22 protein-coding genes and 1 riboswitch are annotated in these 24,270 nt (G+C 53.9%); of the genes, 14 read left to right on the top strand and 8 right to left on the bottom strand.

The genetic code is table 11. The features are described 5' to 3' along the window. The first annotated feature begins 1 nt into the window (after position 1). On the top strand, positions 2-250 hold the full coding sequence (locus tag EHV15_RS01305; RefSeq protein ID WP_128629688.1) for a hypothetical protein: 249 nt from the start codon (positions 2-4) through the stop codon (positions 248-250). 375 nt (positions 251-625) lie between these two features. Here EHV15_RS01305 and hemQ read toward each other — a convergent pair whose 3' ends face one another. After that, positions 626-1,372: a hydrogen peroxide-dependent heme synthase gene (gene hemQ / locus EHV15_RS01300; protein ID WP_128629687.1), complete on the bottom strand. Its 747-nt coding sequence runs from the start codon at positions 1,370-1,372 to the stop codon at positions 626-628. Between the two features lie 285 nt (positions 1,373-1,657). Between hemQ and EHV15_RS01295 the strand changes: the two genes are divergently transcribed. After that, the gene (locus EHV15_RS01295) at positions 1,658-1,951 is read left to right on the top strand and encodes a YuiB family protein (protein ID WP_036620114.1); all 294 of its coding nucleotides are present in this window, start codon (positions 1,658-1,660) and stop codon (positions 1,949-1,951) included. 449 nt (positions 1,952-2,400) lie between these two features. Here EHV15_RS01295 and EHV15_RS01290 read toward each other — a convergent pair whose 3' ends face one another. The 4 genes from EHV15_RS01290 to EHV15_RS01275 all read right to left on the bottom strand — a co-directional run bounded on the left by EHV15_RS01290 (position 2,401) and on the right by EHV15_RS01275 (position 5,702). Next, positions 2,401-2,736: a helix-turn-helix domain-containing protein gene (locus EHV15_RS01290; protein ID WP_128629686.1), complete on the bottom strand. Its 336-nt coding sequence runs from the start codon at positions 2,734-2,736 to the stop codon at positions 2,401-2,403. 153 nt (positions 2,737-2,889) lie between these two features. Further along, positions 2,890-3,483 carry a TasA family protein gene (locus tag EHV15_RS01285; RefSeq protein WP_128629685.1) on the bottom strand — a complete coding sequence of 198 codons (594 nt, stop codon included), beginning with the start codon at positions 3,481-3,483 and terminating at the stop codon, positions 2,890-2,892. A 98-nt stretch (positions 3,484-3,581) separates the two neighbouring features. Continuing rightward, the gene (sipW, locus tag EHV15_RS01280) at positions 3,582-4,166 is read right to left on the bottom strand and encodes a signal peptidase I SipW (RefSeq protein ID WP_128629684.1); all 585 of its coding nucleotides are present in this window, start codon (positions 4,164-4,166) and stop codon (positions 3,582-3,584) included. Positions 4,167-4,169: 3 nt separating this feature from the next. After that, positions 4,170-5,702 carry a hypothetical protein gene (locus EHV15_RS01275; RefSeq protein WP_246061248.1) on the bottom strand — a complete coding sequence of 511 codons (1,533 nt, stop codon included), beginning with the start codon at positions 5,700-5,702 and terminating at the stop codon, positions 4,170-4,172. A gap of 554 nt (positions 5,703-6,256) precedes the next feature. On the opposite strand from EHV15_RS01275, the gene EHV15_RS01270 reads away from it, so the two are divergent. The 4 genes from EHV15_RS01270 (at position 6,257) to EHV15_RS37835 (ending at position 9,307) form a co-directional block, all read left to right on the top strand. After that, positions 6,257-6,433: an anti-repressor SinI family protein gene (locus tag EHV15_RS01270; protein WP_128629683.1), complete on the top strand. Its 177-nt coding sequence runs from the start codon at positions 6,257-6,259 to the stop codon at positions 6,431-6,433. 219 nt (positions 6,434-6,652) lie between these two features. Further along, entirely contained in the window at positions 6,653-8,185 is a 1,533-nt protein-coding gene (locus EHV15_RS01265; RefSeq protein ID WP_128629682.1) for a replication initiation and membrane attachment family protein, read from the top strand. Positions 8,186-8,225: 40 nt separating this feature from the next. Next, entirely contained in the window at positions 8,226-9,179 is a 954-nt protein-coding gene (dnaI, locus tag EHV15_RS01260; RefSeq protein ID WP_128629681.1) for a primosomal protein DnaI, read from the top strand. Then, positions 9,176-9,307, top strand: a complete 132-nt coding sequence (locus EHV15_RS37835) for a hypothetical protein (protein WP_281281590.1) — start codon at positions 9,176-9,178, stop codon at positions 9,305-9,307. The genes dnaI and EHV15_RS37835 overlap by 4 nt, the downstream gene beginning before the upstream one ends. 325 nt (positions 9,308-9,632) lie before the next feature. Here the strand turns inward: EHV15_RS37835 and EHV15_RS01255 are convergent, their stop codons facing one another. Further along, the gene (locus EHV15_RS01255; RefSeq protein ID WP_115311354.1) at positions 9,633-9,788 is read right to left on the bottom strand and encodes a YqzM family protein; all 156 of its coding nucleotides are present in this window, start codon (positions 9,786-9,788) and stop codon (positions 9,633-9,635) included. A gap of 324 nt (positions 9,789-10,112) precedes the next feature. Here EHV15_RS01255 and trxA point away from each other — a divergent pair, with 324 nt between their 5' ends. Together trxA and uvrC are read left to right on the top strand one after the other, a co-directional pair. Continuing rightward, entirely contained in the window at positions 10,113-10,430 is a 318-nt protein-coding gene (gene trxA / locus EHV15_RS01250; protein WP_128629680.1) for a thioredoxin, read from the top strand. Positions 10,431-10,574: 144 nt separating this feature from the next. Next, a complete protein-coding gene (gene uvrC / locus EHV15_RS01245) occupies positions 10,575-12,764 on the top strand; it encodes an excinuclease ABC subunit UvrC (protein WP_128629679.1) in 2,190 nt (729 codons plus the stop codon). A 567-nt stretch (positions 12,765-13,331) separates the two neighbouring features. On the opposite strand, the gene EHV15_RS01240 is transcribed toward uvrC, so the two are convergent. Beyond that, a complete protein-coding gene (locus tag EHV15_RS01240; RefSeq protein WP_128629678.1) occupies positions 13,332-15,059 on the bottom strand; it encodes a CPBP family intramembrane glutamic endopeptidase in 1,728 nt (575 codons plus the stop codon). 283 nt (positions 15,060-15,342) lie between these two features. Beyond that, a riboswitch (cyclic di-AMP (ydaO/yuaA leader) is annotated at positions 15,343-15,509 on the top strand. A 119-nt stretch (positions 15,510-15,628) separates the two neighbouring features. On the opposite strand from EHV15_RS01240, the gene EHV15_RS01235 reads away from it, so the two are divergent. From EHV15_RS01235 to EHV15_RS01225, 3 genes are read left to right on the top strand one after another with little or no spacing between them, the layout of a single operon-like run. Continuing rightward, the gene (locus tag EHV15_RS01235) at positions 15,629-16,918 is read left to right on the top strand and encodes a TrkH family potassium uptake protein (RefSeq protein WP_246061879.1); all 1,290 of its coding nucleotides are present in this window, start codon (positions 15,629-15,631) and stop codon (positions 16,916-16,918) included. Between the two features lie 23 nt (positions 16,919-16,941). Next, complete coding sequence (locus EHV15_RS01230) at positions 16,942-17,604, top strand: potassium channel family protein (RefSeq protein WP_128629676.1); 663 nt, start codon at positions 16,942-16,944, stop codon at positions 17,602-17,604. A gap of 56 nt (positions 17,605-17,660) precedes the next feature. Next, positions 17,661-18,908, top strand: a complete 1,248-nt coding sequence (locus tag EHV15_RS01225; RefSeq protein WP_128629675.1) for a cation:proton antiporter — start codon at positions 17,661-17,663, stop codon at positions 18,906-18,908. 300 nt (positions 18,909-19,208) lie between these two features. Here EHV15_RS01225 and EHV15_RS01220 read toward each other — a convergent pair whose 3' ends face one another. After that, positions 19,209-20,120: a LysR family transcriptional regulator gene (locus tag EHV15_RS01220; protein WP_128629674.1), complete on the bottom strand. Its 912-nt coding sequence runs from the start codon at positions 20,118-20,120 to the stop codon at positions 19,209-19,211. A gap of 356 nt (positions 20,121-20,476) precedes the next feature. Here EHV15_RS01220 and EHV15_RS01215 point away from each other — a divergent pair, with 356 nt between their 5' ends. The 3 genes from EHV15_RS01215 to sdhB all read left to right on the top strand — a co-directional run bounded on the left by EHV15_RS01215 (position 20,477) and on the right by sdhB (position 23,839). Beyond that, positions 20,477-21,148 carry a succinate dehydrogenase cytochrome b558 subunit gene (locus EHV15_RS01215; RefSeq protein WP_128629673.1) on the top strand — a complete coding sequence of 224 codons (672 nt, stop codon included), beginning with the start codon at positions 20,477-20,479 and terminating at the stop codon, positions 21,146-21,148. A 147-nt stretch (positions 21,149-21,295) separates the two neighbouring features. Further along, the gene (sdhA, locus tag EHV15_RS01210; RefSeq protein ID WP_128629672.1) at positions 21,296-23,041 is read left to right on the top strand and encodes a succinate dehydrogenase flavoprotein subunit; all 1,746 of its coding nucleotides are present in this window, start codon (positions 21,296-21,298) and stop codon (positions 23,039-23,041) included. 18 nt (positions 23,042-23,059) lie between these two features. Next, complete coding sequence (gene sdhB, locus EHV15_RS01205) at positions 23,060-23,839, top strand: succinate dehydrogenase iron-sulfur subunit (RefSeq protein ID WP_128635117.1); 780 nt, start codon at positions 23,060-23,062, stop codon at positions 23,837-23,839. Positions 23,840-24,270 lie beyond the last annotated feature (431 nt).

The raw sequence follows: 24,270 nt of genomic DNA, 5'->3' as shown, positions 1-24,270 counted from the left end.
AATGCGCCACTGCAGCGTTCAGGTGCGCGGGCTGTTGACCCGGGAGGAACTGGACCGGTACAATGCGCTGATGGAGGTTGGTTCCTTCCTCGAGTCGCAGCAGCGTTACGATTTGTCGTATACGATCCAGAAGGAAGTCGACATCCTGATCCTTCCGGCGATCGAGCGGCTGAAGGAGAAAAGCCGGGACCGCGACCGGGCGACGGCGGAATTTCTCGAATCGCTGAAATCCGGGGAAGAGGATGAGTAAAAGAAGGGGGTGCCCGTGTGTTGGGGGCATGCCCTTTTTCGTCCGTAACTTTTTATGCGGGGCCTCTTTTTTGTTTAAACGAAATGCAAAAGTACATCTCATGTGGCCCAATTTTCCCCTTTGGAGGCAACGGACTGCAAAAGTGCAGTTGAAAAGAGCGAATCTGTAAAAATATGGTTGTATAGGCGGAGACGAACTGCGCTTTTGCATTTGATCGGCTATTTTAGGGGCATTTTGATGAGAACAGACTGCACTTTTGCAGTTCGTGGTGGTAGTGGAGTGAGATAGGGCGCGGTACGACATAGAATAAAGGAAAAGGGATATGGGGCAGCACGGCGAAACCGTCCGCGAGGCCTCATATCCCTTATTTACTTGTTACAGCTTTAGCATTTCGTCAAGCAGCTCCGCGTTCAGCAGGTTGCCGACGAAAAAGCTGCCGAATTCGCCGAACCGCGCGCTCACTTCATCGAAGCGCATTTCGTACACCAGCTTTTTGAACTGCAGCGGGTCATCGGAGAACAAGGTGACGCCCCATTCCCAATCATCGAAGCCGACGGAGCCGGTGATGATCTGCTTCACCTTGCCGGCGTAGCCTCGCCCAATCATGCCGTGGCTGCGCATCATGGCGCGGCGCTCTTCCATCGACAGCATGTACCAGTTGTCGCTGAGGTCGCGCTTTTTGTTCATCGGGTAGAAGCACAGATGCTTCGCTTTGGGCAAAATCGGCTGCAGGCGGGCCATCACTTCCGGGTTGGCTTTAGGGTCGCCGTCGCCGGAGCCCAAATAGTTGCTGAGCTCGACGACGCTGACGTAGGAGTAGGCCTTGGTCGTATATTCCGCGAACGTCGTTTTGTTGAAGGCCGTTTCCAGCGCGTTCAGTTCCTCCATCGTTTCCCGGAGATGCATAAACACGATGTCCGCTTTTTGGCCGACGATCGAGTAGACCGCAGTGCTGCCCGTTTTATTTTGCTCCATATCGTTCCATTCCTGCAGGAAGTGGTGCAGCTCCTCCAGGGCGCCGGCGCGCTCTTCGTCGTCCGCCGCTTTCCAGGCTTTCCAGTTGATTGTGCGGAAATCGTGGAGGGCATACCAACCGTCCAGGGTTAATGCCGCTTCGTTCATTTATAATCACTCCTAGATCAATATCTAACCATTATCCATGTATAGGAAATTGTGCTGCTCTTATTGTATCGCATGGTAGGCGGACGGGGCAAACCGATTCACCAATATTTCATGTAAAGTTCATTGCTTCGTGACATTTTTTCTAGTAAACTAACTACTAGCTTGAATTCGTGTGATTTATTTTATAGTTCGCGTTTTGGACTGCTGTTTGAATAAAGGTTCAAAAGTCAGGTTTGGAGCACCGAGAGGACTTTTTGAACTACCTCTTAGAAGGGTGGGAGAACGATGGGCTGGCTCATCGTGTTGATTCTGATGGTTTTGTTTTTCGTCATGATGTTTGGCATCGGTTTCATTCTGAACATGCTGATGAAAACGACGTGGTTTCCCGCATATATTTTCATTTTGGTCATTTTGCCGATCGTCGTGTACACCTTGTGGAATCATGACAAAAGCTTCGGCGTTTATTTGGCATCGTTCCGGCTGGTCGATTATTTGACGGCGCTGGCCGGGCTTGGCGGAGCCATCTTGAGCGGATGGACGATCCGCAAGCTGCGGCAGGCCGGTTACAAAATGTTTTAAGGCAAGAAAAACTGCCTCTAAACACGGTTGGGCTTCCTTGAAAGTATAGTCGACGATACGCAGGTAAAGAAGGGAAGAGGAATCTGAAGGCTAAGGGACACCAGAGCCGTTATTTGCGGAAAAACGGACGTTTGCAAAATGCAACGGACACAGATGACCTTATTTACCTCAAATCGGCCCGGATGAACTGGGTTTGAGCCAAATAGAGTCATGTGGGTCCGTTAGGCTGGGAAATACTCGGGAAATGGACGGATAAGGTCGCTGGAGTCCCTTAGAGCAGCGTCCAAAGTTTAGAAAGAGCCGAGATCCTCGGTGCTTCTGCTGATGAAAGAAGGGAAGGGTTCTAGGAGTAAAACCGAAGAGGGGAATGGATGTGGGGTGAAACCCCATACCCATTCCCCTCGCGCATCCAACGTATGGGAATGCGCAGGCTTTTTTTGCGCTGGCCGTTATTCCTTTTGCCCCAGTTTCCACTTCTGGTATTCGAGGAAGTCCTTGAACTCTTTTTTGCTGACGCCAGAAGCCATCGCTTCCTGCACCAGCTCCCACCATTCCGGGTCAAGCAAGTCCTCCGCAGGGCGGTCGCCGTACAAGAGCAGGTGGATCGAAACGTTTAAAGCATCGGCGATTTTCTCGATGAAGGAAATGGAAGGATTCGATTGAATATTTCGTTCGACATTGCTCAGGTAGGATTTTGCCACATCCGCTTTATCCGCAAGCTCGGACAAGGAATATCCCCGGTTCTGGCGGATTTTCTGGATGCGTTCGCCAATACGTTCTGCCATGTAGCGATCGCCCTTCTATCAGAAATAATTTGATGCCATTATATCAAAATATACGTGATAGGACAAAGGCGTATAGTCGGAATTTTCGTGAAGAAAAGAACACCTTAACCCGAGGAGCGGGGTAAGGTGTTCTGCTTCGATTTGACGGCTGAATTATTTGAATTCTCCTGCGCCTTGCTTTGCTTCGAATGTCCATTTCAGGTTCAAAGCGTCACCTTGGAACTCGTTTTGATCCTGACCGTTATCCTTGAATTCGAAGTTGACGATCAGGTCGTCGGTATCGCCGGCTTTCAGACCCCCGTGCTCTTCGAACCAAGCCACCCATTTGTTTTCCACGGCGTCAGGGGCTAAATTTTGCAGGTCATACAGTGTGGTTTGGTAAATGACGGTTTCCCCTTTGTCGAGGTTCTTCAAAAATTTAACGACGATATGTTTGCCGAAGTCATCCACGTTTTCAGGGGCGCCCGGCTTATTCACAACCGTATAGGTCGTTTTCAGCAATACCTTGGCGATGTCGAGCGTACCGTCGTTTTTCAGTTGGAACGTGCGGGTTGCGGAATCCCCTGGTTTGAGGTTGCCCACGTCAATGATCGCCGTCGGATCGGCGTTGAGATCCAAGGTGCCTGCGGCGAATGTGCCGGTCGTTTCAATGGAATCGCTAAAGTAAGCGAACGTGCCTCCACCGATCAAAGTCAATCCAAGCGCTGCGGTAGCTACTCCAAAACCCAATGTCTTTTTGATACCCATACCCAATTCCTCCCTAATTTTAATTGATTTTTTATTATTGCACCCTTATGAAGTCATAAGGAGAACAACCGAAAGTAGGAAACAAGCGATACAGCGCGTCATGGGGCCTTGGTGTCCGGTTGGGCTGCGTTCGGATCCGGCTTCTTGTCTTCCAGTCCCGAAATGGCTTTCCATAAGGACGCTAAGGCATACAGGAACAAAAGGACCCCCGGGATGATCAACAGCGTGACGTTCCCCAATTTCGTCCCGGCGAAGTTGAGAGCGTATCCAATGTAAGGGACGGTAAAGCCGGTGTAAACGCCGGTGACATTGGCCGGATCAACCGGCTCCAGGTCGGCGGCATCGTTGTTGTCTCCCTTGGTCCGGTAAAGGAGCTGGCCGGTTTGCTCATTGCTGATTACTTCGACGATGCGGTGGGTAATCAGCTTCTGTTCGTCCGCCCGGAAGGTGATGACATCACCGGCGGCAAATCGGGTCATGTCGCCTCCGGGCTTAATGGCCACGATGGAACCGGTAGGTATGGAGGGCTCCATCGAGCCGGACAACACGGTTTTCAACTGATAACCGTAGAAATTCGGTCCGTTGCCGGACGTTTTCGACATGACGACGGAGCCGGCCACGGTTATAAAGGCAGCCACCATCAGAACCGTCAGCGCATTTCCCAACCATTTTCGAATCCGCATGACTCATTCACCACCTTTCGGATCATTTGCGGGAGAGGGGGCGGCATCGGCATCGGCGGAATCCGCCTGGCCTAACTCATCCTCGTCCTCGTCCTCGTCTTCAACTTCATCTTCGTCCGCCGAATCGCCGCCGCCGGTCGGAAGCACATCCTCCGGTTTGGTCAGGTCGAGATCGTCCGTCGCATCCGGTTGGGTTGGCGGAAGCGGCGGTTCCGACACAGGCGCGTCGCCATGATCCGGCGCCTCTGGTTGGCCGGCAGGTTGCCCACCTTCGTCCGGCGCGCCATCTTCGGAAGCCAGCGGTTCTCCGGGCAGCGCGGGACTTGGACCTGCGGCAGGCTGATCCGGGTGGGGCGGCGATGGTTCGTTTGCATGTGAATCGTTAGGATCGGCGGATTCTCCAGCGGAGGAGGAATTTTCGCCCACAGCGGCGTCGTCGTCGCCATCCACAGGAGTCCGTACATCCCCGTCGCCCGTCTCGCCAGCCGTCGGGGTCTCCCCATCGCCAGGCGCTTCACCCGTTGCCGGTTGTTCGTCTCCCGGCGGAGGCGCAGCGCCATCGCTCGGGTTCTCGGTCTCGCCCGGGGCGGCCGGTTCACCCTCTTCGGCTTGCTCTTCTTGTTTGGCCTGCTCCTCCTGCAGCTTCTTCAGCCGCTCGATTTCCGCCAATCGCTGTTCTTCCGCCTCCGCCAACAGCTGCGCTCTTTGCTCCTCTAGACTAGAGATGTCGGCGGTCAGACCGTCTATGGCCGACTGCAGCGAGGCCTGCACGCTTTCAAAGTATGCGAGCAACTCTTCTCCGACGGGGTCCCCATCGACAGCGATCTGGCTTTTGAAAGGTTGGGCGAAGGCAACAGCTGCATCGCTATCGGCTTCAAAGCCGTCAGACGTCGTCAATCCTAATTGATGGACGGAACGCAAGTAGTCCAGGATCTCTTGCAGCGTCCCGCTTAGCGGACCGGAATGCAATTCGTGCTGCTTCAAAAGGTCGGCGATGCGGTCCAGCAGCGTCGTTTGCGGCAGTTCGGCGCAATTCGGCTCCAGCTCGTTCAGCGAGGTTAGCAGTTCATGAATCGGCGCGGAGGTGGCGGCGATTTCCTGCTGCAGCTCCTGCCAAATGGACTGATTCAAGGCCTTTTGCTGCTCCAACTGCTGAATCATGGCGTTCAATTCACCAATTCGCTCCGACAGGCCGGCCGCGGCCGCCTTTAACCGGCTGCTGGCCTCGAATCCGCTTGCACCTTCGTCGCCGGTCGAATCGCCGCCGGCATGAACCGAATCGTTAGCGGATGGATTATAATCAGTAGGGATCACGGTAGCGCTCGTCAATCTTCCTTTTAATGAAGCGGCCCGTTCAAGGTGTTCGGCCAACAGCGAAAGTTGGCTTTCGATTTGGCTGGGAAATACCCGGCAAGCCTTGATTTCCGAATTATCCTCGCTTACGCTGGTGTATTCCCCGAAGGTGGTGCCAACTTGCTGGGTGGTCCACAATAGCAAGGTAGAAAGGATCAATCCGGATCGCAGCGATTTAACCACATTTTGTTTCTTGCGTTTTTGGCGCCGTTTGCGGATCGCGCCAGTTCGGGATCTTCGCAGAAAAGGTCTCTCCTTTCTAAGCAGGATTCCGGTTTTTGTTCGTTGATATGTTCGTTATTAAGAATGAATTCCTTGACTTAAATATACATGAAATACCAAGGAAAGGAAAATCGGAAATTCATTGGAATATTCTCAATAAAGAACAAATATCTTGTATTATCTTGGTTTTTTGGCCGTTTACGTTCGTTATTTATGAATATCGTTCTTTTTTAAGAACAAAAACCTTATTTTGCGTTTGTGATGTTTTTACTGAAATTGACATTAGATGTAATCATCAAACAATAAAAGCTAACTTTTTCCATGAAATTCGCTTGCTTGGTCTACGCGGAACGACATACTTTTCATATCGGGGACATTATAATAAGAACCAAGGAAGCTTTCTGGCTGAAAGCCCGGCATCCGTTGGCACAAAGTCTCAGATCTAAGATAGAGATACAAGTATGGCTGTCTGCCCGGGGACAAGCCCAAATAATGATCTTAGGAGGGGATTGTTGTTGAAAAAGTCCGCCCAGGTTATTGTTCGTGACCGGTACCCCGGAGAAATCGACCCGGAATGGGTGGTTCTGCTCGCCATGGCAAAGGATGCGGGGATATCCGCCGAGGAGGTTCGGCGCTTTTTGTCGGGGGAACGAGCAACAAATTATGCGCAATGGCATTTATATCATAAATAGCTGGAAAAGGGAGCAGGAGAATCGTCCCCGCGCGGAGTGGGACGGTTCTTTTTTTGGCGATCTTTCTTCGGAGGCAAAAAGGGGCGTAAAACGTGGAGCCAGCGCGGTGCGAGGGGAAAAACGGCGATTTTTGTATGCCAAAGGCGATTCAGGACGAAGCCTTTTATGCTAAAATAGAGGAAGTCTATTTGTGCGTGAGAGGGAAGGAGCGATGAATCCGTGCGCATGAACAACATGCTGCATTTTACCGAAAATCACCGTTATTGCGTATACCGTGACTTCTGTCTCAGTCCCGTAGACGGCAAGATGTTGGGGTTAGTCTATCAACCGATGGTCGGAGCGTTCGCCGTATCGTTATACCGGCTGCTCACGGAACAGGTTCCGCTGGAACAGGTGGGTTATTCCGCCGTGGAGCAGCAGCGGAAGCTGTTTCTGACGTTAAGCGTTGATCCGAGCGAAAAAGGACGGAAATTCCTGATCGAGCAGGCTTCCCGTTTGGAGGCGGTAGGTCTCCTGCAGACGAGCCGCCTGTATGTCCCGGACAGCGATGATTATATGTATGAATACGAGTTGCAGCCGCCGCTGGCGCCTGCGGAATTTTTCCGGACCCAGCATCTGACCCTGCTGCTGCGCGACAAGATCGGCAAGTTTGCGGTATTGGCGCTGCGGGAGCAGCTGTTCAGCAAGGAACCGGAGGCTTGGTCGGGTTTAAACTATAATAAGGAAAATATTTCGGTGCCTTTCTATGAAATTTTCGAGCTGAATACGCATTCCATAGATTACGAGCTGGAGCAGGCGATCGCCGAGACGTCGATTGCCAGACAGCCGGGCGTGCGGCTTGCGCCGGAGGAAGAAGCGATAAATTACGCGGATATCATTCTCCGGTTTCCGCGGGAATCGCGGAATCGCAGCTTCGTGGAGGCGCTGCGCTTCGATCCGGAAGGGATGGGCGTGGTCAATTACGTGGCCCGCAAATACGATTTGAGCGTACAGGATCTATGCCGATTGCTGGATGAGGACGGCGTGTTTGATCCGGGCGGCTTCATCCTGCTGGACGAGCTCCAGTATAAGGCGAACCTGCAGTTCCGGCAGGGAAAACGGCGCAAGGAGGAACGCGAGGTCGCCTACGGGAAAATCGTCGCGCTGCGCGGCGAGGGGCAGAAAGCGGCCCCTTCCGCGATCCTTCCGGAAGAGGTGGCGGTGCAGATGGAGTATTATGTGGACGTACCGCCGCAATTTCAGAGCAAATGCGATGTTCATCAATACAATATGATGCTGCGGAACGAGCCGTATACCCGGCTGCTGAAGACGTTTTTTCCGGGGACGGTGCCTGACAACCTGCTTGATATTTTTGAAAAAGTCGACCTGAATTACAAGCTGCCCGGCGAAGTGATCAACGTACTTATTCATTATTTGATGTCGCTGTTAACCTCTGGCGGGGAGCAGCGGATCAACCGCAATTTCATCGATGCGATCGCGGCAAACATGCTGCTGAAGCAGGTCGACACCTATGAGAAGGCGGTTCAATACATTAGAGACCAAGCCAAGGTCAAGGACAAAACAACCGGGAATGCGGCGGCAGCCGGCGGCGCCAAGCGGGGAAGAACCTACGGAAACCGGGGCGCGAAGCCGAAGCCGGAGATTCCGATCGTGCAGCAGTCGGGGGATGATCAGGCTGTATCCGAAGAGGAATTTGCCGAAATGATCAAAATGGCTGAACGGATGAAGGCAAGTAAGCAAAAAGGGATATGAATGATAACGGGCCATGGGGGCCGGGGAAGGTGAATGCGACATGGAAACACTTGGGGAACTGCTGTCGCAAATGAAAAGCTCGCAGCTAAGGCAGCGTTCGGAGGAGCTGGCCGCGAGACTCATGAACGATCCGCTGGTCTGGGAGCTGCGCGACAGCCATCCGGAGCTTGAGCAGCAGCAGCTCACGCGCGGCATGGCCAAGCTGTATCAATATGTGAACGACCGCCGGCACTGCGAAAACTGCCCCGGGCTCGAGAACTGCCCAAACGATTTTCCCGGGCATTATACGAAGCTTACGGTGGAGCAGTTGGGCGGCAAGCCGGAACTTGTGGATCTGCAGGTTCCCTGCGGCAAGCAGCTGCAGTATGAGCGGGAAGTTTCCGTGAAAAAGCGGATCCATAGCTTTTACGTGGATGAGCGAGCGTTAGAGACAGGGTATGATGAAGTTGAAATTATGATGAAAGATAACCAGCGTGCGCCGGCAGTTACCAAGGTTTTCAGCTACATCAATGAGGTCAGGGAACAAGGCCTGAAGCCAAGTGGGCTGTACCTTGAAGGGCATTTTGGCACGGGCAAAACGTTTCTGATGTGCTACCTTCTGCATGAGCTCGCTAAAGAGGGGCATTCCGGGGCAATCGTGTACATGCCCGAATTTGTGGAAGAACTGAAGTCGATGCTGCAGGACAGCGACAAGCTGCGCGACACGGTGGAGATGATGAAGCAGGTGGACCTGCTCATTTTTGACGATATCGGGGCGGAAAATTTGAACCCTTGGGCGCGGGACCATGTCTTGGGTTCGATTTTGAACTACCGGATGAACCGCAAGCCGACCTTCTACACGTCGAATTATTCGCTGAACGCGCTGGAGAAGCATTTGAGCTTCACGAGCAAGGACGGGGAAGAGGCTCATAAAGGCCAGCGGCTGATGGACCGGATCGCGCCGTTCGTGGAGGTCGTCCAGGTTCGCGGGACGAATAAGCGCGGGCGGTCTTGACGGGAAGCTTGGCAGGGGACGCGGATCGGATTAAACGGCCGCGGCTTGGGGCTGAACGTGAGGTGAACGGCCGCATCCTGGCCGCACTTGACGTGCCGCCGCCGTGGGGTGTGGTCCACGTTTGCTGAGGCCGCGGGAATAACGGTAAAAAAGGGCGTTATTTTCGCCGAGGTAAGGGCATGGCATAAAATAGCGGAATTTTTTTCCTCTATTTTTACCGGATGGGGGGAGAAAGGCGTTTTTTCAAGCCCAATAGGAAAATAGGGACCAAAAGTTCCGCTATTTTGTGCGTGAGGAGTAATATCGCAAAATAGCACCAAAAATTACCGCTATTTCCGGGAGGGCCAGTTTCTTCCCATAGAAACGGCAAAAAACCGGACTTCCGAAGGAAGCCCGGTTTTTTGCTGCCGTGCCGTAGCGAGTGCCAATGCCGGAGGTATGTAGGCGCTTCAATTAACCGGCAATAAATTTAATAATAACCATCCCGAAAAAGATCACAATCATTAACGTCAGCATGCCGAAGAAACCGTTCATCAGATCGAACAAGTCGTTGCGCGGTTCTTCGTTAATATGCTGCCTTGGATCGTTCGCATGTGTGTTTGCATCCATAGCGATGGGGCCTCCTCGCGAATTTATCGTGTCGTCAATTACATTTGTCATAGACAATTCGTTTTCAGGTTATTCTTAGTATAACCAATCGCTTTTCACTTTGTAAAGAAGAAGGGATGGGCCGAGCACTTTCTTTTTTTTAGTGGAATGTGGTATAATTGGTTCGGCAGCTGTCGCTTACCGTGACAGGCTCCCTGAAAATGTTCATCATGGAACGTTTTACCGGCGAGCGGTCTGCATCATTCTCACATTCAATCCAATTGCTGGGCTGCGGCAGCGGGTATTTGACGCGCTCCCAAGCAAACCTATAAGGAGGAGAATATCATGGCCATTGTTAATGTATCCGATCAGTCTTTCAATAGCGAAATTGAAGGGCAAGGTCCGGTTCTTGTTGATTTTTGGGCTCCCTGGTGCGGTCCCTGCAAAATGATCGCTCCAATTTTGGAGGAGCTGTCGGCAGAAGTGGGGGATGCGGTGAAAATCGCCAAGCTCAACGTGGATGACAATCCGGAAACGGCTTCCCGTTTTGGCGTAATGAGTATTCCTACCCTGATCCTGTTCAAAGACGGTCAACCGGTCGACAAAATCGTCGGGTTGAACTCGAAAGACACGCTGAAAAACCTGATCGCCAAGCATCAATAAGACAGGGATAAGGCGCAGGGACTTTTGCTTCGCGCCTTGGATTACGCCTCCGGTTTTGTCCGGGGGCGTTTTCTATGTAAGCGGTGTACGTTTCGGGCGGTACGGATGTTTTTCTAAATTCCATGCGGGAGGAGGACGAAGGGCGTGGACTCATTTGTTAACGACGTGCGGGAGCAGGAGAAGGCCTTGGAGGCGATTCGTCACAAGCTGGCGCTGCTGCCGGACTTGCCGGGCTGTTATTTGATGAAAAACAAAGACGGCAAAATCATCTATGTCGGCAAAGCCAAAGTGCTGAAAAACCGGGTCCGTTCTTATTTTACCGGCAGCCATGACGGCAAAACGCAGCGGCTGGTCTCGGAAATCCGCGATTTCGAATATATCGTAACCGGAAGCAACATGGAGGCGCTCATTCTGGAGTGCAATCTGATTAAGCAGCATCATCCGCGTTTTAACGTGCTTTTGAAGGATGACAAGACCTTCCCTTATATCAAAATTACGAATGAACCGCATCCCCGGCTCGAGGTGACCCGGCGGGTGCTTAAAGATAAAGCGAAATATTTCGGCCCGTACCCGAATGCGTATGCGGCCCAGCAAACGAAAAAGCTGCTTGACCGCATGTATCCGCTGCGCAAGTGCAACGTGATGCCCAAAGAGGTGTGCCTTTACTACCATATGGGGCAATGCCTGGCGCCATGCGTGCAGGAAGTGCAGCAATCGACCTATGATGATATGACCCAGGAAATAACGTCGTTTCTCAGCGGCGGGCATGAGGAGATCAAAAAAGAGCTGGAGCGCAAAATGCACGAGGCGGCCGAGGAGCTGCAATTCGAGCGGGCCAAGGAGCTGCGCGACCAGATCATCAATATCGACGCGCTGATGGAGAAGCAGAAGATCACGATGAAGGACGCCAAGGACCGCGACGTGTTTGGCTTTGCCGTGGACAAGGGCTGGATGTGCGTGCAGATTCTGTACATGCGGCAGGGGAAAATGATCGAGCGGCATGCGTCGGTGTTCCCGTTTTACGGCGATGCTTACGGGGATTTTCTGTCGTTCGTCACGCAGTATTACAGTGAAAATCCGGCTTTGCCGCAGGAGATTTTGCTGCCGGAGATGAAGGAGGATGCGGAGGGCCAGGCCGCTAGGGCTGAGGGGGATCCGAAGCCCGGGGCTGAGCCGGTTGAGGCCGCGGCGGCGGGCCAGGGCGAAGCCGGGGCCGGAGCAGAGCCAGAGCTGGCAGGCGCGGCTGGACAGGCCGAAGCGCCGGAAGGCGCGGACGGTGCGGTACCGGCGCTGGATGCACAGGCGGGGCTGGCTCCGGCAACAGAAGGCGAGGACGGCCTGCTGGCGGCGCCGGGCGCCCAAACGGGGGAAGCCATGCAACTGGCAGGCGAGGCTAGCCCGGTGCCAAAGCCGGATGGCGAAGCCGGCTCGGAAGACCAGCCCGCGGACCAGCCGGCGGCGCTGGATTCGGCCTCCGGCGCGGCGGCGCTGCAGGAATGGCTCGGCGTCAAGACGCTCGTGCCGCAGCGCGGCCTGAAGAAGCAGATGATAACGATGGCCGTGGAGAATGCGCGCGTGTCGCTTGACGAGAAATTCCGCCTGATCGAACGGGATGAGGAGCGGACCTCGAAGGCGGCGGAAAACCTCGCGCAGGCGATCGGCTTGGAGAAGGCGGCGCGCATCGAGGCGTTTGACAACTCCAATATCCAGGGGACGAATCCGGTATCGGCGATGGTCGTGTTCATTGACGGCAAGCCGGCCAAGAAGGAGTACCGCAAATACAAGGTGCGGACCGTACAAGGGCCGGACGATTACGAAACGATGCGCGAGGTGATCCGCCGCCGATACGAACGGGTGCTGAAAGAGAATCTGCCGCTTCCCGACGTGATCGTGGTCGATGGAGGCAAAGGGCAGATCTCCGCCGCGACCGATGTGTTGGAGAACGAGCTGGGCCTTTATATCCCGGTGTGCGGCCTTGTTAAGGACGCCAAGCATAAAACGGCGCAGCTGATGGCCTTTGACCCGCCTGAGCCGATTCATCTGCCGCGCGACAGCCAGGAGTTCTACCTGCTGCAGCGGATTCAGGACGAGGTGCACCGCTTCGCCATCACGTTCCACCGCGAGCAGCGCGGCAAGTCGATGGTCGTCTCGCGGCTTGATGCGATCCCCGGGATCGGGGAGAAACGCCGCAAGGCGCTGCTGAAGCATTTCGGCTCGCTGAAAAAAATCAAAGAGGCCTCAGTCGAAGACTTTCGGCCTCTGTCGATCGGCGACAAGCTTGCGCGCCAAATTATCGACGCCTTGCGGGACGAGGATGTGCCGGAGGAATCGTAAACTACGGCCAGTTTCGGAGCCATGGCTTACCATTATCGCAAGGAGCATGAGCACGCTGCCTGCGTTTTCGTGGAGGCTGTTGAAGGCCGCAGAAATAACGGTAAAAAATGTTCTTATTTTCAGCAAAAAAGGGAGATATGCTTAAATAGAGGAATTTTTTACCGTTATTTTAGAAAGATGAGGGCAAAAAGGTGCTTTTGCCAAGCTTGGCCCGCAGATAGGGACAAAAAGTTCCGCTATTTTGTGCAGGAGTGGGAAATTCTCAAAATAACGCCGAAAATTACCGCTATTTTACGGAAACAGAGGTAACGTTTAAAACATAAGTTTGCACACAAAAAACCGCCGGAGCAAATTGCTCTGACGGTTTTTTGTTCTGTCGCGTCCACCCTCTCCACTAGCCGCTACGACTGCAGCAGCAGCGTGGGGTTGCAGCGGCTGGAGGCTACGACTGCAGCAGCAGCGCGGGGGTTGCAGCGGCTGGAGGCTACGACTGCAGCAGCAGCGCGGGGGTTGCACGGCTGGAGGCTACGACTGCAGCAGCAGCGCGGGGGTTGCAGCGGCTGGGGGCTACGGCTGCTGCAACAGCTGCGGGGGCTCCGGCTGCTGTGGTTGCAGCGGCGAAGGGCCCGGGCGCTCTTTGCCCGGCGGGTTGAACAGATAGATCACGTAAGCGACGATCGCCGGCAGGGCAATGTAGAACAGGCCGGCGGCGATATTCAGCGCTCCGCCCATAAACATCAGGCTTAGCGCCATAAGGATGCTGTCAAAGATCACGTGCGAGAAAACGACGGTCGCAAAGCCGTAACGCAGGAAAATGAGGCTGAACAGCAGCCCGATAAAGGTCAGCTCGATCGGCCGCGATATGACCGGATAGATCGGGTACAGCGTATGGCCGAGAGCCCAGATCAAGGTCGTCAGCAAACTGGCGACGAACGTGCTGCGGAACATCTTTTTCAGCATCGGAATGCCGAACAACCGGTAGACGGCTTCTTCGCCGATCCCGGCCACCCAGGCGAGCAGCGGGAACAGGATCGGGTAGACCATGTTGTACGGTGATTGTGTCGCATCGGTTGTCGACCACGTATGAATCGTTCTTTCCAGGATAAAGAAGACGACCGACTGCACCCCGAGCAAAATCAACGCCCACGCGTAGCCGTCGGCCACCGAGGTCAGCACGTGGCGGCCGTAACCTTCCTCCCTGGACCGCGCCCACAGATTAATGCCGTTTTTCCGCCACAGTCCGTCTCCGCCCACGAGCGAGAAATATACGGAAGCGGCAAGAATCAAGGTGACCAGCCCTTGAACCGCAAACCCGACCACCAGCAGGATCGGATCGATCCCGTCCTTTTCGAACACCGGCAGCATGTTGACCGTCCCGATGACGGACAAGACGAAGTAGGCAGAGGCCAGGACAATCCCGCGTTTAAAAGAGGTGTGCGCCCGCGTCAGCGCGCTGTACACGATGGCCAGGATGCCGAGCACAAACGTGAACAGGGCGTATCCGGCAAAGGTAAGCCAGGTGGCCAGCCGCGTCTGGCCGGCAACGTAATCGGCATGCGGCTTAGGAACCGTGAAGTAGCTTTCGAGCGATGATACGGCGCCGTATTCGTAGCGGATATCGATCGCCGCCCGCGATTCTCCAAGCTCATACCCCTTTATGTTATAAAGCAGGCCGATATCACCCTCGCCGGACACGCGTTCGAGCTTGGACGGATCAAAACCAAACGCGGACAGATACGGCGCAGCGAGCTGCTCCTTCTCCTCCAGCGTCAAGTCGCCTTCCCAGGCGCGCATCGAGTCGTTGGTTTCGGTACCGTAGTTGAGCATCATCTGTTTGTTCGCATTGCTCGACGAAGCGATTTCCTCAAAACCGACGACTTTGCCGGTCGTCATGTGAACGTCCACGGTCAAAGCGCCAAGCACATCATTCGGCTCGTTAAAACGGACGCGAAAAACGTCGTACGGAAATTGTTTACCATACGTTTTCAGGTAAGAGGCGAGCAAATCCGCCTTCGTTAAATATCCGTACAGATCGGAGCGGGATTCATATGTAACGAGCGCATTTTCGGGGTGGCCGGACAAATCGATGTTCAGCACCGACTGGGTAAATTCGATCGCTTCCATTCTGGCTTGATCTTTGGTGATGACGTCATCCGACTGTTCCATCTGCAGCGTGTCGGAAGCCGTGGACGGAAAGACCTGGACGATGAAGAAAATGACCAAGCCGATCAGAGCCATCAGCCAAAGTGTTTTTGTCTTCAGCCTGCGGCTGGACGGTTTCATAGGTGAAAACATTACAAAACTCCTTTTAAAAAATTTTTGTGCATAAGTATGATTTTACTTTAACTACATCACAGTAAAGATAACATAGTGAGATTTCCAGCGCCAGTTGCAGGCAGAAATGATGAAAAGACGCAATATTCCCGTTATAAATTAGCATGGCTCAGATTGGACGGGAAGAAGATCGGAGATTCCCCCTATTCCAGCTCTTTTTCACCGTTTTTAATGAAAATACACCTTTGTAGTGAGGGTAAATAAGGATTATAATCCATTTGACGAAAATGAATGAAAACAATTGAAAAAAATATGGCCGAATTTCGATTTCGAAAACGGGGGAACCGATTTTTTTGGGGTGAATTTCGCTTGATTGGGGCGGCAGACGCATGGCTGCCTAGTCCGGCGATTAGGGCAACTGTGCATGTCCGAATCCGTCAGCTAACCTCGTAGGCCTCATGCAGCAGGAACCAAAACCGAAAGGCATTGGATTTCCAGTGCTTTTTTCTTTTGTTCTTTTTCACGACAACAATGGGGTGAATGAATTGCTTTTCAAAAAAATCAGCTTTTCCCCGCCGCAAATTTTGGTGATGGGGTTTGCGCTCATTATTCTGCTGGGATCGCTGCTGCTGATGCTGCCGATTTCCAGTGCGACGGGGGAGACGCTGCCGTTCGTCGACGCGCTGTTTACGGCTACTTCGGCAACTTGCGTAACGGGACTGGTCGTCGTCGATACAGGGACCTATTTTTCCACGTTTGGCCAAATCGTAATCATGCTGCTGATTCAGGTCGGCGGGCTTGGGTTCATGACCATGGCCACCTTGTTTTCGCTCGTGTTGAAACGGAAAATCTCGCTGAAGGACCGGCTGATCCTGCAGGAGGCGATGAACCAGAACACGATGGAGGGCATCGTCCGCCTGATCCGCAAGGTGCTGCTGTATTCGCTGGTCATCGAATCCTGCGCGGCGCTGCTGTTCGCCATTCGCTGGGCGTTTGACATGCCGCTGGGCCGTGCGCTGTACTTCGGCGTTTTTCACGCGGTATCCATGTTTAACAACGCCGGGTTTGACCTGTTTGGCGAATACCGCAGTTTGACGCAGTACGTGGCGGACCCGATCGTCAACTTTGTGGCGATGTTTCTGATCGTGTCCGGGGGCATCGGATTTATCGTGCTGTCGGACATTATGGATTTCCGGCGGCGCCGCAAGCTGTCGCTGCATTCCAAGGTGGTGCTGTCGATGACGTCGGCGCTGATTGTGATTGGGGCCTTGGTTATATTTATATTCGAATTCACCAATTCGCGTACGCTGGCCCCACTAAGCTGGGACGGGAAATTTTGGGCCTCGCTGTTTCAGTCGGTGACGCCGCGGACGGCGGGGGCCAACACGCTTGACATCGGCGCGCTGCGGCAGGCTTCGCAATTTTTTATGATCATCCTGATGTTCATCGGGGCTTCGCCCAGCTCGACCGGCGGCGGGATCAAAACGACAACGTTCACCATCCTCGTCGGCGCTGTGATCTCCATGATCCGCGGGCGGTCGGACCTCGTCCTGTTCCGGTACCGGATGGCGCAGGAACGTATTTTCAAAGCGGTTACGATTACCATGCTCGCATTATTCCTGGTGGTGGCCGTCGCCATGGTGTTGTCCACGACCGAGGACGCCAGCTTCCTGAGCATTCTGTTCGAGACGACCTCGGCGTTCGGAACCGTTGGTCTATCGATGGGGCTGACCGGTAAACTAACGGTGGTCGGTAAAATCCTCATCTGCTTTACGATGTTCGCCGGAAGACTCGGGCTGCTTACGCTCGCCTATGCGCTTGGACCGAAAAAGAGCAAGGAATTGTACCGCCATCCGGAAGGCAAAATGATTATAGGATAAGATAAGGGGACTCAGGATTAACCATGAAAATGCAGCAGTTTGTAGTCATCGGACTGGGCCGGTTCGGCTCCAGCCTCGCCTTGGAGTTGATGGACCTCGGGTATGAGGTGCTTGGCATCGACCGGGACGAAGAGGTGGTAAACGAAATGAGCGACCATCTTACGCACGCCGTCGTGGCGGACGCCACGGACGAGGAAGTGCTGAAATCGCTGGGCGTCCGCAATTTCGACTGCGGGATCGTCGCGATTGGCGACGATATTCAGATGAGCATTTTGGCGGCGATCTTGCTGAAGGATGTGGGGATCAAAACGGTGGTCGCCAAGGCGATTTCCGTCTTGCACGGCCGCGCGCTGCAAAAGCTCGGCGTGGACCGCGTTATTTTTCCGGAACGGGATATGGGCGTCCGCGTGGCGCATCAGCTCGTGACTCCAAATCTGCTGGATTATATCGAATTGTCCAAGGAGTACAGCATCGTGGAAATGAACGTTCCCGCTTGCCTTAATCAGAAAAACCTGGGCGAGCTGAACCCGCGTGCCCGCTTCGGCTGCAGCGTCGTTGCCATTCATCGCGACGGAAGCATCCTGGTGGCGCCTACCGCCATGGATCAACTGCACGAAGGGGACATTATGGTCATCATCGGATCGAAGAAAAATATCGAACAGTTTGAGGAAGTCATTAACGAGTAATTACCGGAACATTAAAAAATAGTTGGTTCACTTTAGATGGTTGGGATGTGGCGGAGATGGAATCGTCTGTAACCGAAGCGATACATCATTTTCTGATCTTAATTTTATTCGTCATCAGCGTTGGGGTGATCTCGGGCAAGCTGGCGGCATGGCTGAGGCTGCCGGATGTGGCGGTGTTCATCGCCGTCGGAATGCTGCTCGGTCCGGGACTTGGTTTGATTCACGAAACAAGCGGATCGCTGATCAATCAATTGATATTAACGGTCGGATCGGCGCTGATTTTGTTTGACGGCGGGCGGAATTTGCGGCTGAGCGGGCTCCGCAACGTATGGATTACGTTATCGCTGCTCAGCGTGCCGGGCGTGCTGATTTCGACGATCGTCGTGGGCGTGGGCGTTCACTACCTGTTTGGCGTTGATTGGATTTTTGCTTTTCTGGCCGCGGCGGTCGTCGCTTCGACGGATCCGGCTTCGATTATCCCGGTGTTTAAGCAGGTGAAAATCAAGGAGCGGGTCCGCGAAACGGTAGAGAGCGAATCGGCGTTTAACGACGCTACCGGATCGATTTTGACGTTTTCGCTGCTGGCCGCGGTTGCCGGCGGCGGGGCGCTGGATTTTGGCGCGATGTCCTGGGAGTTTGTCAAAACCGCGCTGGGCGGGATTCTCACGGGCCTGGCCGTCTCGGGCATACTGACTTATTTGGCGGGACATGTTCGCCACGGATTTTTTCGCGATTACTCCACGATCGTTATGATCGTCTGCGCCTTAGCTTCATACCTGATCGGCGACTTGCTGCATGTCAGCGGGTTTATGGCCACCTTTGTCGCGGGCGTGATCTGGGGGAACGCCGAAACCTTCGGCTTGTCCCTGAAAGACAACCATGTGGAAATGAGCTCTTTCGCCGAAAATATGACGGTTATGATGCGCATGCTGATCTTTGTGCTGCTCGGGAGCCAAGTGAATTTTGCCACGCTGGGGCAATTTTTCTGGCCAAGCCTTGCGGCGGTGCTGATCCTGATGTTAGTGGCCCGCCCGTTGTCGGTGCTGGCGTGCGCCTGGCCCGACCGGAAGGTGAAGTGGACATGGCGCGAGCTGCTGTTTATGTGCTGGGTGCGCGAAACCGGAGTGATCCCGGCCGCCTTGTCCGGCATGATCGCCGGGATGGGGATCGCCCATTCCAACGTGATTACCGCGCTGGCTTTTATGGCGATTGTGCTGACGATTATCATTCAAGCCGGCACGACCGGCTGGGTCGCCAGAAAACTCGGTTTGGAAGTAAAAGAAACCGCCGCCGGAAAGCCGTAAGGCTTGGGTGGCGGTTTTTTTTGCGGGGATGGAGGGGAATGATAGGGCATGTGAGTATAGTTTATAGTTGCAATCCGGCTTGGTAAGTACCTTAAAGAACAAACCAACTGCAAAAGTACATCTCATTGTGCGCGACTCCCCCTTTAGGTGGTTGGTGAAGTGTAAGAGTGCAGTTGCTTTGAATGGAATTGGAAATATATGGGGTTATATGGAGATTTGAACTGCACTTTTGCACTTGGACCGACCGTTTCGAGTTGTTTCGACGAAATTCGCCTGCACTTTTGCATTTCGCGGTGATAATTACAGCGACAACTCCTCCACTAGACTTTCCCGTATTTGCGTGAACCATTCTTTCGTTTCGCTGGACAGTTCCGATTTCTCGCCGTAAATCAGGCAAGTTTCTCGGCGGGTCTGCTCCAGCTCGGGGATCGGCACGGACACCAGCCCGTTGTCCCGCAGCAGCGGCTTGCGCAGGTACGATCTGGGGAGCAGGGAAGCCGCTTTGCAGATCGGCAGCAGCCGGACGATCGCCTCGAAGGAGTCGATCTCCATGCGGACATCGGGAACGATGCCGTAGCGGCCGAACAGGTCGTCGATCAGCCGGCGGTACCAGGTTCCTTTGGAAAAAATAATCATGGACCGGCCGTTCAGGTCGTCCATCGAGGGATGGCCGGCTTGGGTCCGGGAGGCGAGCTCATGTCCTTTGGGGACAACAAGCTCCAGATGGTCCTGAAACAGCGGGATGCATTTTAATCCAGCTTCGCTGATTGAGGAAGCGACGACGCCGATGTCCACCTTTTTGTCGCGGACGTGGGAGACGATTTCATGCGTTTTCCCGGTGACGAGCTTCAGCTCCATGTCCGGGAATTTGTCCATCATCGCCTTGACCAGCGGGGGCAGCGTCGTCTGGATGGTCGTCAGGCTGGCGCCGAGCGTAACGACGGTGCGTTCCGCCTTTTTGAAACGGGAAACGGCCTGCAGAAAGTTTTGATGGCGCTGCCGCTGCTCCAGCGCGTACAAATAAGCCTCTTGGCCGACGCGGGTCAATTCCAGGCGTTTTCCTTTCCGGTGGAACAGCGAAACCCCCCACTCTTCCTCCAATTTTGCGATTTTTCGGGAAAGCGCCGGCTGGGACAAATTGAGCAGCTTGGACGCTTTGTTTAAACTGGATTGCTCCACGACGGTGGTAAATACAAGCAGTTCTTCTAACATGGGGTAACCTCCTTTTTTTCGGAAAGAAAATAACAGGGCTCGACAATTGGCGCGGGCTGTTGCTGGACAAGTGATCGGACTATACCGGGCTATCGAGCTATATGGTGAAAAGGTGCTTATGTGTTTTTGGTATAACTATTAATAACTATATTGCAATTCCATTATAAGATAAAAAGGAGTAACATGAAAAGTGACACAAGATGTTCACATGTTACTTTTGTAACATAGTAAAACGATCCTAATGGTGTGGGGTATATCATATCCAAACCGAGGGGCTGTATTAATCGATTCGTCGATTATGGTTAAAATGCGCAAGATCAAGGGAAGATGGAAACTAGAAAGGGGTACGCGCACTTATGAAAGGGTTTTATTCCAGAAAACTTCATTCGCTGCTCGGAGTCATTCCGCTGGGATTTTTCATTCTGGAACATATGATCACCAACTTTGCGGCGGTGGAAGGCGGAAGCGAAGGATTCAAGGAAGCCGTAGCTTTCCTGAATAGCCTGCCGCTCGTGCTGGCGCTGGAGATCTTCGGCATCTGGTTGCCGCTGCTGTACCACGGCGTCTATGGATTGTATATCGCCTTTCAGGCGAAGCCGAATAACGGGCGGTTCCCGACGGAACGGAATCTGCGGTATTTGCTGCAGCGGATTTCGGGGGTGATCGTCTTAGTGTTTGTGATTTGGCACTTGTGGGAAACCCGTGTTCAAGTGGCGCTGGGCAATGTCACTCATGAAGAGCTTGGCGGGGTTATGCACAGCATCGTTACCCAACCGGTTTTCTTCTTATTGTATTTGATTTCGGTCGTGGCGGCGTCCTTCCATTTCGCCAACGGGTTATGGTCGTTTATGGTCAGCTGGGGCATCACCGTCGGACCGCGTGCGCAGCGCGTTTCCTCGTACATCTGCATGGGGCTTTTCGTTATCGTCACCGTGATGTTCGTCAGCTCGCTGATCGCTTTCCGCGGGGCCGAATTCCAGGCGGAAGGAACGGCTTTGCTGGAGTCGGCGAAGGCGCTGCTGGGGTAAGGCATAAGTTTATTATGGGAACAATTACAGGATAAAGCGGGTAAGATGCGGTTGCTAACAAAACTAAGCGGATGCTTCCGAAGCAAGTTTTGTACGAAGCAATTCAATGACGCAACGCTATACAAAACTTTTAGGAGTTGAAATACAATGGCTAAACAAAGCGTAATTGTCGTTGGCGGCGGTCTGGCGGGACTGATGGCTACGATTAAATCGGCTGAGGCGGGCGTGCCGGTGCATCTGTTTTCGCTCGTGCCGGTGAAACGTTCCCACTCCGTTTGCGCGCAGGGCGGCATTAACGGGGCCGTGAATACGAAAGGCGAAGGCGACTCCCCATGGGAGCATTTTGATGATACAGTGTACGGCGGCGACTTCCTGGCCAACCAGCCGCCGGTCAAAGCGATGTGCGAAGCGGCGCCCGGCATCATTCACCTGATGGACCGGATGGGCGTGATGTTCAACCGTACGCCGGAAGGTTTGCTCGATTTCCGCCGGTTCGGCGGCACCAAGCATCACCGGACCGCTTTTGCCGGGGCAACGACGGGGCAGCAGCTGCTGTACGCCCTCGATGAGCAGGTGCGCCGTCATGAAGCGGCGGGGCTGGTCACGAAATACGAAACCTGGGAGTTCCTCTCGGTCGTATTGGACGATGATGGCGTATGCCGCGGTATCACCGCGCAAAACCTGCGTTCCATGGAAATCGTAACGTTCGCTTCCGACGCGGTGATTTTGGCGACGGGCGGACCGGGGATTATTTTTGGCAAAACAACGAATTCGGTGATCAATACGGGGACGGCGGCCAGCGCGGTATACCAGCAAGGTGTCCACTACGCCAACGGCGAGTTCATCCAAATCCACCCAACGGCGATTCCGGGGGACGACAAGCTGCGGCTGATGTCGGAGTCGGCGCGCGGGGAAGGCGGACGGATCTGGACGTACAAAGACGGCAAACCGTGGTACTTCCTTGAGGAAAAATACCCGGCTTACGGCAACCTGGTGCCCCGCGACATCGCCACCCGGGAAATTTTCAACGTCTGCGTCGACCAGAAGCTGGGCATTAACGGCGAAAACATGGTGTACCTCGACTTGTCGCACAAGGACCCGAAAGAGCTGGACGTGAAGCTCGGCGGGATCATCGAAATCTATGAAAAATTCATGGGCGACGATCCGCGCAAAATTCCGATGAAAATTTTCCCGGCGGTCCATTACTCGATGGGCGGCATGTGGGTCGATTACAATCAAATGACCAATATCCCCGGGCTGTTTGCGGCAGGGGAATGCGAATACCAATACCACGGCGCGAACCGGCTTGGGGCCAACTCGCTGGTCTCCGCCATTTACGGCGGCATGGTGGCCGGGCCGAAAGCGGTGGAATATATCCGCAGCTTGAAAAAATCGGCGGACGACATCAGCCCGGACGTGTTCGAACGCTATCGCAAAACGCAGGCGGATAAATTCGAAGGCCTGCTGAACATGAACGGGACGGAGAACGCCTACGTTCTTCATAAAGAACTGGGCGAATGGATGACGGATAACATGACGGTCGTCCGTTACAACGACAGGCTGGAAGCGACGATCAACAAAATAAAAGAACTGAAGGAACGCTACAAGAAAATCAACATCAACGATACGTCCCGCTGGAACAATACCGGGGCCGCGTTTACCCGCCAGCTTTGGAACATGCTGGAGCTGGCCGAAGCGATGACGCTGGGAGCGCTGCTGCGCAACGAAAGCCGGGGCGCGCACTACAAGCCGGATTTCCCGGCGCGGAACGACGAGGAATTTTTGAAGACGACGAAAGCGACATGGACGCCGGACGGCCCGCAAATCTCGTATGAGGACGTGGACGTCTCTTTGATCCCGCCGCGGATTCGCGATTACTCGAAGGATAAATAGGAGGGGATAACCATGGCGATGGCGGAAACGGAAGCAGCCGCAAAGCTAAAGGCAGGCAAAAAAGTCAAATTTATCATTACGCGCCAGGACGACCCGAACTCCCAACCTTATACCGAGGAGTTTGAGCTGGACTATCGGCCGAACATGAACGTGATCAGCGCTTTGATGGAAATTCAGCGCAACCCGGTGAACCAGCAAGGCGAGCACACCGCTCCGGTATGCTGGGAATCGAACTGTCTGGAGGAAGTTTGCGGAGCCTGCTCGATGGTCATCAACGGTAAACCGCGCCAGGCTTGCGCGGCGCTGATCGATCAATTGGAGCAGCCGGTGCGCATCGAACCGATGCGGACGTTCCCGGTTGTGCGCGACTTGGTCATCGACCGCAGCCGGATGTTTAACGCCCTCAAACGGGTCAAAGCATGGATTCCGATCGACGGCACGTACGATTTGGGCCCAGGCCCGCGGATGCCGGAGAAAAAACGCCAATGGGCGTATGAGCTGTCGAAGTGCATGACCTGCGGCGTCTGCCTGGAGTCCTGCCCGAACGTCAACGAGAAAACGGATTTCATCGGCCCGGCGGCCATTTCCCAAGTGCGCCTGTTCAATGCGCACCCGACCGGTGCCATGAACGCCGACGAGCGCCTGGACGCGCTGATGGAAGACGGCGGCATCGAAGGCTGCGGCAATTCGCAGAACTGCGTCCGCGCCTGCCCGAAAGGTATCCCGCTGACGACTTCGATCGCCGAGATGAACCGGGATACGACGAAACGCATGTTTAAACGTTGGTTGACGGAGTAGGGGAATTATTTATAGGCATATATTAGCAGGGGAGCCATGAGAGTGGTTCCCCTGCTTTATTTACTTTATAAAGGTCCGTTAGCTGGGAAATACCCGGGAAATGGGTGAATAAGCGTTGATGTAACTAGGCTAGGCGGCTTCGTGCATCAGGTTCAGCAGTTGCAGTAAAGCGATCTGCCCCACCCGAGCGTACCTGCCCCACTCCAGCTTTCTCGGTCTTATGGTTGAATGGAATAGTTGCATAATGTACAGTTACTTTCCGGAAATGCCGCTGCAGCACTTGATTAAGTGTAAAACTTGCAGCTATTCCGCTATCTTTTGAAGAAGAGTCAAGGAGACGAGGAAATAGATGTATGAAATGCAATTAAACGAATGATTGGGTAAATGGATGTAAAAGTTAGTTGTATGATTTGCAATTAATGGTGAGGCCA

This window comes from Paenibacillus oralis (assembly GCF_003863965.1).
Classification (GTDB): Bacteria; Bacillota; Bacilli; order Paenibacillales; family Paenibacillaceae; genus Fontibacillus; species Fontibacillus oralis.
Note: the sequence above shows the minus strand (reverse complement) of the source record. Positions and strands in the feature narration are given on the sequence as shown.

Bases quoted from the DNA above. Each gene is read 5' to 3' on its own strand.
- EHV15_RS01305 (WP_128629688.1), top strand. From the start codon at position 2: ATGCGCCACTGCAGCGTTCAGGTGCGCGGGCTGTTGACCCGGGAGGAA.
- hemQ (WP_128629687.1), bottom strand. From the start codon at position 1,372: ATGAACGAAGCGGCATTAACCCTGGACGGTTGGTATGCCCTCCACGAT.
- EHV15_RS01295 (WP_036620114.1), top strand. From the start codon at position 1,658: ATGGGCTGGCTCATCGTGTTGATTCTGATGGTTTTGTTTTTCGTCATG.
- EHV15_RS01290 (WP_128629686.1), bottom strand. From the start codon at position 2,736: ATGGCAGAACGTATTGGCGAACGCATCCAGAAAATCCGCCAGAACCGG.
- EHV15_RS01285 (WP_128629685.1), bottom strand. From the start codon at position 3,483: ATGGGTATCAAAAAGACATTGGGTTTTGGAGTAGCTACCGCAGCGCTT.
- sipW (WP_128629684.1), bottom strand. From the start codon at position 4,166: ATGCGGATTCGAAAATGGTTGGGAAATGCGCTGACGGTTCTGATGGTG.
- dnaI (WP_128629681.1), top strand. From the start codon at position 8,226: ATGGAAACACTTGGGGAACTGCTGTCGCAAATGAAAAGCTCGCAGCTA.
- EHV15_RS01255 (WP_115311354.1), bottom strand. From the start codon at position 9,788: ATGGATGCAAACACACATGCGAACGATCCAAGGCAGCATATTAACGAA.
- trxA (WP_128629680.1), top strand. From the start codon at position 10,113: ATGGCCATTGTTAATGTATCCGATCAGTCTTTCAATAGCGAAATTGAA.
- EHV15_RS01240 (WP_128629678.1), bottom strand. From the start codon at position 15,059: ATGTTTTCACCTATGAAACCGTCCAGCCGCAGGCTGAAGACAAAAACA.
- EHV15_RS01235 (WP_246061879.1), top strand. From the start codon at position 15,629: ATGGGGTTTGCGCTCATTATTCTGCTGGGATCGCTGCTGCTGATGCTG.
- EHV15_RS01230 (WP_128629676.1), top strand. From the start codon at position 16,942: ATGAAAATGCAGCAGTTTGTAGTCATCGGACTGGGCCGGTTCGGCTCC.
- EHV15_RS01225 (WP_128629675.1), top strand. From the start codon at position 17,661: ATGGAATCGTCTGTAACCGAAGCGATACATCATTTTCTGATCTTAATT.
- EHV15_RS01220 (WP_128629674.1), bottom strand. From the start codon at position 20,120: ATGTTAGAAGAACTGCTTGTATTTACCACCGTCGTGGAGCAATCCAGT.
- EHV15_RS01215 (WP_128629673.1), top strand. From the start codon at position 20,477: ATGAAAGGGTTTTATTCCAGAAAACTTCATTCGCTGCTCGGAGTCATT.
- sdhA (WP_128629672.1), top strand. From the start codon at position 21,296: ATGGCTAAACAAAGCGTAATTGTCGTTGGCGGCGGTCTGGCGGGACTG.
- sdhB (WP_128635117.1), top strand. From the start codon at position 23,060: ATGGCGGAAACGGAAGCAGCCGCAAAGCTAAAGGCAGGCAAAAAAGTC.